The sequence below is a fragment of the Pseudoalteromonas sp. AWH4_217 genome (genome assembly GCF_056161105.1).
This window is the reverse complement of record NZ_JBSWYM010000001.1, coordinates 372,461-381,446: the sequence shown is the minus strand read 5'-3', so window position 1 is coordinate 381,446 and position 8,986 is coordinate 372,461. Positions and strand designations below refer to the sequence as shown.

The 8,986-nt window shown below is 52.6% G+C and carries 8 protein-coding genes; 2 read left to right on the top strand and 6 right to left on the bottom strand.

The genetic code is table 11. The features are described 5' to 3' along the window. The first annotated feature begins 19 nt into the window (after positions 1–19). Positions 20–334, top strand: coding sequence for a lamin tail domain-containing protein (locus ACXAH1_RS01680; RefSeq protein WP_475193263.1), 315 nt, complete (start codon positions 20–22; stop codon positions 332–334). Positions 335–380: 46 nt separating this feature from the next. On the opposite strand, the gene ACXAH1_RS01675 is transcribed toward ACXAH1_RS01680, so the two are convergent. Continuing rightward, positions 381–1,613, bottom strand: coding sequence for a lysine N(6)-hydroxylase/L-ornithine N(5)-oxygenase family protein (locus ACXAH1_RS01675; RefSeq protein ID WP_475193260.1), 1,233 nt, complete (start codon positions 1,611–1,613; stop codon positions 381–383). 275 nt (positions 1,614–1,888) lie between these two features. On the opposite strand from ACXAH1_RS01675, the gene dapE reads away from it, so the two are divergent. Beyond that, the gene (dapE, locus tag ACXAH1_RS01670) at positions 1,889–3,112 is read left to right on the top strand and encodes a succinyl-diaminopimelate desuccinylase (protein ID WP_475193259.1); all 1,224 of its coding nucleotides are present in this window, start codon (positions 1,889–1,891) and stop codon (positions 3,110–3,112) included. Between the two features lie 50 nt (positions 3,113–3,162). On the opposite strand, the gene dhbA is transcribed toward dapE, so the two are convergent. Genes dhbA through ACXAH1_RS01645 form a run of 5 tightly spaced genes read right to left on the bottom strand, consistent with a single transcriptional unit; the run spans position 3,163 to position 8,965 of the window. Further along, positions 3,163–3,927, bottom strand: coding sequence for a 2,3-dihydro-2,3-dihydroxybenzoate dehydrogenase (dhbA, locus tag ACXAH1_RS01665; protein WP_475193258.1), 765 nt, complete (start codon positions 3,925–3,927; stop codon positions 3,163–3,165). Further along, positions 3,917–5,239 carry a condensation domain-containing protein gene (locus ACXAH1_RS01660; RefSeq protein WP_475193255.1) on the bottom strand — a complete coding sequence of 441 codons (1,323 nt, stop codon included), beginning with the start codon at positions 5,237–5,239 and terminating at the stop codon, positions 3,917–3,919. Before ACXAH1_RS01660 ends, dhbA begins: the two co-directional genes overlap by 11 nt. After that, positions 5,239–6,105 (bottom strand): isochorismatase family protein, encoded by an 867-nt coding sequence (locus ACXAH1_RS01655; RefSeq protein ID WP_138545167.1) that lies wholly within the window; start codon positions 6,103–6,105, stop codon positions 5,239–5,241. Before ACXAH1_RS01655 ends, ACXAH1_RS01660 begins: the two co-directional genes overlap by 1 nt. Before the next feature lie 23 nt (positions 6,106–6,128). Next, the gene (locus ACXAH1_RS01650) at positions 6,129–7,730 is read right to left on the bottom strand and encodes a (2,3-dihydroxybenzoyl)adenylate synthase (RefSeq protein ID WP_475193254.1); all 1,602 of its coding nucleotides are present in this window, start codon (positions 7,728–7,730) and stop codon (positions 6,129–6,131) included. Next, complete coding sequence (locus tag ACXAH1_RS01645; protein ID WP_475193253.1) at positions 7,727–8,965, bottom strand: isochorismate synthase; 1,239 nt, start codon at positions 8,963–8,965, stop codon at positions 7,727–7,729. The genes ACXAH1_RS01650 and ACXAH1_RS01645 overlap by 4 nt, the downstream gene beginning before the upstream one ends. Positions 8,966–8,986 lie beyond the last annotated feature (21 nt).

Sequence of the window (8,986 nt, the reverse complement as noted above, 5' to 3'; positions counted from 1 at the left end):
CAGGCTGGTGTAATCAAGTGTGATAGAAAAAGCCCCCTGCCTGCGTTTAAATAGAGATTTCAGTGATGAATATGTTGAGCTATTTAATATGTCAGATTGCCGTGTGGACATCAGTGGCTGGCAAATTCGCGCCGTAAAGGGGGATGCGCAATTTATTTTCCCGGAGGGGGCCCAGCTGGCGCCTCAGGCACCTGCTCGGGTCTATTCCAACTACATAGATCCGCAGACCGGCGGCTACAGCTTCAGCAGCCCGCGAGCGCTTTGGCGTACCAGCAATGAAAGTTGTCAGCTGCTGGATGACGCCGGGCGTGAAGTATCCCGCTATTCTTTCTGAGCGGTGGGGCTGGGGAGCGACTGAATGTCCTCCCCGGCACATTTGATTACAGGTCGAGCGCTTCGACGATCTCCGCTGAACGTACCGCCAACACCGACAGTAAGGAGTCACTGATGCCATGGGTTTGCTCATTGACGCCCTGGGTAAACACTTTTGGCATAAAGTTGTCGGCCGTTTCAATTTGATAATAGCGACTGATATCTGGCTTCAGCCATTCTGCCAATTGCTCAAGGAGCGGCGAGCGGCTGGGGTACTGGTAGCCAGTCGCCAGAATTAAATGGTCGTATTTTTGCGTCCCGCGGCTTTGCACATCTTCCAGCTCCAGATTGATCTTACCTTCGGTATCAATCGCTGCGCTATTGACGGAGGTACGGTGACGAATGGCCAGGCGATCGCCTCCTTTGAGCTTCTGGTCATACAGGCTGGCATAAATACTGGCAATCAATGGCTCATCGACGACAGAGTAGTTGGTGCTTCTGAATTCGTTAAAGTAGCGGTCTTTTTGCTCTGGCGACTTGTCGAACACCACATCGGTGAATGCAGGGTCAAAGATCTCGTTTACAAATGGGCTTGAATCAGCAGGCTTCATCGCGCCGGAGCGCATGATTAAGTCAACCTGTGGTTGCTCAGTCATGTTTTCCAGATCAGCAAAAATCTCAGCACCACTTTGTCCCGCACCGATAATCGCAACGCGATCTCCCGCTTTGACTTTATGCTTGTTGTGCAAATACTGTGACGAGTGCCAAACATGATTGCTGTCTTTCAGTGCGTCAAATGGGGCAGGGATTTTCGCCGAGCCGCCAACGCTCACAACCAGGTTTTTGGTCAGGCGTACGCTTTGATTGCCCTCGGCATCCCGGCTGGTGACTTTGAGGTGATCAACTTTACCTTCGACAATAATTGGCTCAACGTCATTGACCTGCTCGCCAAAGTGACAGTGATCACGGAAGTGACTGGCTGACCAGCGCAGGTAGTCATTGAATTCATGACGAGAAGGATAGAAGGTCTTCAGGTTGATGAAACTGTCCAGGCGGTTTTGATTATGTAAATAATTAATGAAGCTGAAATGACTGGTTGGGTTGCGTAATGAAACCAGATCTTTGAGGAAAGAGATCTGCATATCGGTGTTGTCCAGCAGCATCCCACCATGCCACAAAAAGTCCGGCTGTTTCTCGATAAAACACACTCGATCGCTCAGTTTGTTTTGCTCTTTCAGGGCGATGGCCAGTGCCAGGTTGGCCGGGCCGAACCCGATCCCAATCACGTCATATAGTTTCATTTTTCTGCCTTTGATTACCTTAAATCGCACGCACGGGGGCGTGAAATAATATTGATTGTCATAAAGACGAAAGATGTGCGGGTTTCTTTAGGGGCCGTCAGGTGCAATCAGCGCAAAAAGTAAAGGAAAAATAATTACCATGCGCGAGCGCAATAAATTCTCATAAAATGTGAATTTTCTTGTCAATAACTCGTCTAGCTAGTTCACCGTGGCTACGTTGCTAAATGCCGTTGCCCCATATGTTCTTTGCGCTAAAACGAGTGAGTGAAACCAATATGTTAGTTGCCGACTTTGCCTTGGAAAAATGCCAGTCATTAAGTGAAAATGCCATTGCATTGACCCAGAAGCTGGTACGTTATAAATCCATCACACCTGAAGATGCTGGCAGCATGTGTTTCCTGATCCGTAAGCTTCAGTCACTCGGATTTGATTGTCATGAAGTCACTCGTCAGGGGGTCAGAAACCTGGTGGCGAAAAGAGTATTTGGACCAGGTGAAACCCTGGCGTTTGCCGGTCACCTGGACGTTGTGCCGCCCGGGCCGGTCGAGCTGTGGCAATGTCCGCCCTTTGCTGCAGAGATCCAGGATGGCCGCTTATATGGTCGCGGGGTAGCCGATATGAAAGGGGCAATAGCCTGCTTTATTGCGGCTGTTGAGTCTCTGCTCGAACAATGCAGCCGCGGTAGCCTGATGTTTTTGATTACCTGCGACGAAGAGGGAGAGGCGGAACACGGTACAGCTGTGCTCATGAGCCATTTGAAACAACAAGGCGTAGATCACCTGCCGCATTATTGCTTGGTGGGAGAGCCATCGAGTCGTAAGACGCTGGGTGATGTGCTTAAGATAGGTCGTCGCGGCTCCTTGTCTGCCCATATTCGGGTTTATGGCCGTCAGGGTCATGTGGCCTATCCGCATAACTGTGATAACGCCACGCATCATACCTCACGCCTGTTGCAGCGTTTACTGGCACTGGAATGGGACGAAGGCAGTGCGCAAATGCCGGGTACCACATTTCAGGTGACGCAGCTCAACAGTGGTGAGTTTGTCGATAATGTGGTCCCGGGTGCCTGCGATGTGTGCTTTAACATTCGCTACAGTAGTCGCTTTAACGAAGCGGAGCTGAAACGACTGATTGACGATATATTGCTGGATTTAGACCTCAATTATGACATTGAGTGGCAGCGCCCTTGTGCGCCTTATTTCAATCAGGCGGATGAGTTTGTTGCCCTGATCTGTGGTGCGATAGAGAGCGTGGTGGGTCAGGTCCCCATGCTGACCACAGATGGCGGTACATCGGATGGCCGTTTTATTGCTTCTAATCATACTCAGGTCATTGAATTTGGTTTGAAAAACGACAACATCCACCAAATCAATGAATCTGCACAGATACAGGACATTGCCGATCTGGCGCATATTTATCAGCTCGTGGTCCAGGCATTTTGTGTTGAGGAAACACAAATCGCACAGCGTCAGGCACAGCAACTGGCGGCATTGACCTAAACAGAGCAGGAAGAGCCCAAAACCGGGCTCGTTTGATTGTGCGGAACAACTTAGAAAGTCGCACCACCATCGATGGTGATAGTTTGCAAGGTGGTGTGAGATGAAAGCTTTGACGCCAGAAATACCACGCTATCGGCAATCTCTTGTGCCGTGGCCAGCTTTTTAAGCGGGATCCCTAACTTATACTGGGGGGCAAAACCTTCTATGACGCGCTGTGCCCCTTGCTCGTCCTGCCACATACCGGTTTGCATTGGTGTGAGTGTCGAACCCGGAGCAACCACATTACAACGTACACCAAAGTTCGCCAGTTCCAGCCCCGCGCTCAGCGTAAGCTGAGTAACGGCGGCTTTTGAAGCGCAATAGGCTGCCATCTGTTGACGAGGGGTGTGTGCGGCATTGGAGCCAACTGTCACAATGGCCCCTGCTTGTTGTTGTTTAAGGTGGGGCGTGCAGGCGCGAATAAAGGTAAACACCGCACCCGCATTAACATTCAGGCAGTGCTGCCATTGTGCCAGTGATAACTGCTCTACCTCACCTAGCTCCAAGACCCCGGCGATGTTGATCAGGTTATATGGCGCCAGGCCCTGAGCCAGCAGCTCGTTTAATGTGGCTTCCAGTTGCGTCAAATCTGCCAGATCACACCGCACGGCACGCTCGAGTATGTCGGTGCCACTGAACTGGCGATCAAAGCCAATCACTTTCGCCCCCAGGGCGGCAAAACGCTGGGCTGTTGCCAGCCCGATGCCCTGACCCACACCACTGATCCAGACAATCTGACCCTGATACTCCTGCTGTAGTCGTGCATCATAGGACATGGTCATAGACTCCGTTTAATGCTGTGACCACGCTGCCCAGTGTTTGGGTGGGATGTTGAGACCAGTAGTGAGCGGCCCGGAATATGGCAGCCTGCACCTGCTGTTGCTGCTGATCTGAATAACGCGCCACATTGGCATCGACATCCAGCCTGGCTGGTTGATCCTGCAACAGATGCCACTGCAACATGATGTCGTCGGTCGTACCGGCACTGAGTATATGGGAGTGGCTGGCAATTCCACCATATTTTGGACTGCTGGTGAAAGGCAGCAGGTTAACGGTCGGGCCAAATATATGTGTACCTTTACCTTGCTGCTGACGAGTTCGCTTGAGATCCTCAACCCGGTAAGTTTGCAGTGCTTTGAGCGCTTTAATGCCCTGATTGATGACCCGGCAACACTGGCTGAGTGTCATGTCTGTCGCCAGCTCCAGTGGCAGCGGCATAACATTGCTCTGTACACAAGGCGTGCTGAGTTCATGCTGGTGCTGGCGGTTCATCATGATAAGGCCCAGCGTTATATGATATTGCGCAGTCTTGGCAACCAGTGCCGCGCTGACCGCCGCGAGCAGGACTTCGGCATGACCCGCCTGACATACCGAGGCGGCAGACATCACGGTATGCCAGTCGGTGTGGGTAAAGGCCTGACTCAGACGTCTGTTTGGTTCTGTTACATCTTCTTTTTGGTGACTAAAGCTCAGTGGGGCAGGTACACCGTCTAACCAGTTGTTGAGTGTGGCCCGGGCGACTTGTTGGCGTGCCAGATAGGCTTCACTATTGTGTAAAGTGAGCAAGTCTTGTTGCTGGCCAAATGGCAACTTGGGCAGTGGCTTGCCTTTTTGCAGCGCGTTATAACAACGGTTAAGTGCCTGGGTGAATAAACCAAACCCATAGCCATCGAGCAATAAGTGGTGGCCAACCAGAAACAGTAAATCCTGCTCGGGAGCGCGCACCAGTGTCAGTTTCAGCAGGGCATCTTGTTCTAAAACAAAGGCCCTGGCCATTGCCGGTGTCACAAACTGTTCGGCAAAGGCGGGAATATCCTCTGGCTGAGCATCCAGCTGGATGATATCCAGGGTTGGCACCTCGGCATACGGCTTTAATTGCGGGGTAAAAGCATTGTCATGAACAAAACGACAACTCAGGCAGTTACTGCTTTGCCAGACGTGCGCAAAAGCCTGCTGCAACATAGTCGCTGAAATTTTACCTTTAAACTCAATACACTCGGCCACATTGAACAGCGCGCCACGGCCGCTGATGGTATGCAGCAACCACATAGCTTGTTGTGAGTCCGTTAACGGCAATGCCTGTGACATTAGTCTTCCTTACGCTCTTCCAGCAAGTCAATCCAGGCAGCCAGGGTCGGGATCTGCGCCAGTTCTATGAAGTTTGTTTCAATACCTTGTTGTTGCCACAACGCGATGAGATTCATCACCTGCACTGAATCCAGGCCATAGTCGATAAGGCTTTCATGCTCGTCAAATTCATCGGCTTCACAGTCGATCAGCGGCAGGATATGCGCTTTAAGGCCCTCAAGTGTGGTGATGTCCTGAGTTTCTTCACCGAGAATGTCGGCCACGGTAGCCACTTTACCGCAGCGTCCCGCCACAAAGTTCAGCGCCATCAGATGCTCATCGCGGCTGAAATCGGCAATCGCATCGGCAATCACAAACGGCTGAATGTCACGCATAAAGGCATCTACAGCGGTGGTCATCACCCCGATGTGGCCATAGATACCGACAATCATTAGCTGATCACGACCGCGTTCTTGAAGTTGCGCTTCAAAGTCGCACTTCTGAAAGGCACTGTAACGCCACTTGGTTAGCACGACATCTTGCTCGCCGGGCGCCAGCGCATCGACAATCGGTTGTTGTGCCGGGTCTTGCAGGCCCGGGCCCCACATATCGCTCAGCAACCCGCGTTCATGCTGGCCCTGTTTGATTGGTTGCGCAGTGTAAAACACCGGAATACCCTGCTCGTAACAGAACTGTTTAAGGCGCTGAATATGATTGATCATGGTTTCAATCAGGGGGTTATTGTCACCGTAGTAACCCACAAAGTAATGCTGTACATCGTGGATCAGTAAGGCGGCACGACTGGCATCCAGCTGCCAGTCAACGCGGTTTTCAGGTAACTCCGCAGCGCGGGGTAACGGGTAATGGGATAACTTAGGAATACTCATTGTCTTTTTGCTTCTTCTGTTAATCAGGCCTGGCCGTCGAAAGTAGCGCGCAGGGCTTTTTTATCGACCTTGCCGACCGCAGTCAGGGGTAAGTCGGTTACAAACTGGAATTTGTCGGGTACTTTGAAATCGGCGATCCCCAGCTGGCGCAGGTACTTTCTCAGCTGTAAAGGGGTGAGTTTTTCGGCTGCCACCACGAAGGCACAGCTTTTCTCGCCCAAAGTGGCATCGGGCATAGACACTATGGCGACTTGCTCGATATGTGGATGGCCAAGTAAATGGTTTTCTACTTCTTCTGCTGCAATTTTTTCGCCGCCTCGGTTGATCTGATCTTTATCACGGCCAACCACAATCAGGTGGCCGGAGGGCAGTTGCCTGACCAGATCGCCGGAGGCATAAAAGCCGTCAGCATCAAATGCACTGGCATTATGCTGAGGTGACTTGTAATAGCCGCGGAACGTATAAGGGCCACGGGTAAGGAGTCTGCCGGCTTCACTAGGTGCGACGGGCAGGCCATTCTCATCCACTACTTTGATCTCATCGTCGGGACTAATTGGGCGGCCCTGAGTGGTCAGTACCAGCTCGTCATCATCGTCGTGACGGGTGTAGTTCACCAGGCCTTCAGCCATGCCAAATACTTGTTGTAGTTGGGCACCCAACACCGGCCTGACCTGTTCGGCTACAGTGCGGCTGAGTTTAGCGCCGCCAACCTGGATCAGCGTCAGGCTGCTCAGGTCATGATTGCTGTGTGCGGCGTGTTGTATCCACAGCTGTAGTGCTGGCGGTACCAGCGCGGTGTGGGTTATGGCAAAGCGTTCGATTAAAGGAAAACAGTGGCTGGGGCTGGGATCTGAGGCCAGGATCACCGAGCCGCCGGCTGCGAATACGCCCAGTGCGCCTGGCGAACTGAGCGGGAAGTTATGCGGTGCCGGTAGTGCGCACAAATAGCGGGTATCACCGTGCAGCTGGCAAATATCCCGACTGGCAACCACAGAGTAAAGGTAATCGTTGTGGGTGCGAGGGATCAATTTAGGGGTACCGGTGCTGCCACCGGACAGCTGAAAGAAGGCGACGTCTTCTGGATTGAGCTCAGGCGCACGGAAGGCGCGTGCGTGCAAATACGCCTGTTTCAGTTCGCTATTGCCTTTACTGTGATCCACCATAATGTGGCTGATGCAGGCAAAGCGGTTAAACAACTCCTGAGAAAAGGATTCATCTGCAAACAGTGGCTGAGCAGAAGAAACCAACAGCAGCTTAGGCTGCAAAATTTCACAATAGCTTTGCAGCTCAGTGCGTTGATGATTAAACAGGGCACACACCGGTGCCACGCCGAGTTTAAGCAGCGCAAAGTAGCTGATATAAAACTCCACACAGTTGGGCAGCTGAACAAGCGCGGTATCACCTTGTTGCAGTCCCTGACTGGCCAGATGAGCCGCCAGGTTGCTGCTGTATTCATCGAGCTGCTGATAGCTCAGTTGTCGATTAGCATCGGCGACGGCAATGCCTTGCCCGTTATGCACCAGTTGTTCGTTCAAAATGCTGGTGAGTGGTTTATCCTGCCAGTAGCCCTGGGCGCGATAGTGGGCGGCCAGCTCTTCGGGCCACGGGGTATATTCAATACTCATAGTGTGTGTTTCGTTGCTAAGTGATAGGCATGCCGTACGTCCAGCGCATTCAGCATAGTGTTTAGTTTGGCTTCGGTTTCCAGCCACTCGGAGCTGGGGTCGGAGGCGGCCACAATACCGGCGCCGGCAAATAAGGTCGCGAGGTTGGCTTGCAGGTAACCGCAGCGGATCACCACGACCCACTCACCATTGCCCTGATTGTCACACCAGCCGACAATCCCCGAGAACAGGCCACGGCCATGACCTTCCAGCGCATCAATATGCTGATATGCCAGTTCTGTGGGTTTACCACACAGTGCAGGCGTGGGATGGAGGCGGTTGGCCAGCGCAATGGCAGGCTGTTCGGGGTCTGTGAGTGTTCCTTCAATAACAGTCGATAAATGCCACATGGTGGCTGTGCTAAGCAGATCGGGTTGCTCCGGTATGTGTAATTTGGAGCACAGTGGGCCGAGGACCTGTGCCATATCTTGCAGTACAACAGCGTGCTCATAGCGGTCTTTTTTTGATGCGAACAGAGTTGACCGGCGCTGTGCTTCGACGCTGGGGCACGGATCGCGGGGAATTGACCCGGCCAGTGGATTACTGAAGATCTGTCCGTCAGATTTGCGCAGCAACAGCTCCGGGCTTACCCCCATGAGTACGCCGGCATCGCGCTGCGCATGGGCATCGTGTAACTGGCCGGGGATAGAGAAATGATAGCCGCTGGGACTTTGTGCCAGCAGCTGTGAAAGCACGCCAACCTGATCCAGTGGCCGCTCAAACTGCAGTTCAACCTGCTTACTGAGTACGATTTTATCCAGTTCACCGTCGGCAAACAGGGTTTTGGCATCGCGTACGGTTTGCTCAAAATGGGCTCTGTCTTGCTTGTAATGCACTGACTGTAAGCGATTGGGCGTTTGAGCACGTGTAGGCTGTGCACTCAGGCACTGAGCAAACAGGTGCTTGTCCAGCGTGCTGACCTGTTCCGGGATGATAAACTGTGCCTGCTGTTGCTTGCAAAAGGGCACCACACCGAAAGCAATGGCCTGACCCTGGCTGGTCTGTGCGGCGTTGTTTAAGGCTTGCTGTAACCGGTTGGCCAGATTGTCAGTGTCACTGATTGGTAGCGTAAAGCGCTGAGCCACGCCACGGCTAACCAGGCAGTTTTGCCCGGAAACAAACAAACAATCTTGCTCAGGCCGGAACTCCCCCAACTCTAGGGGTTGGGGGACATCGGATAGGTGACCAGCATGCATGCGATTTCTTCCTCGTGTTCA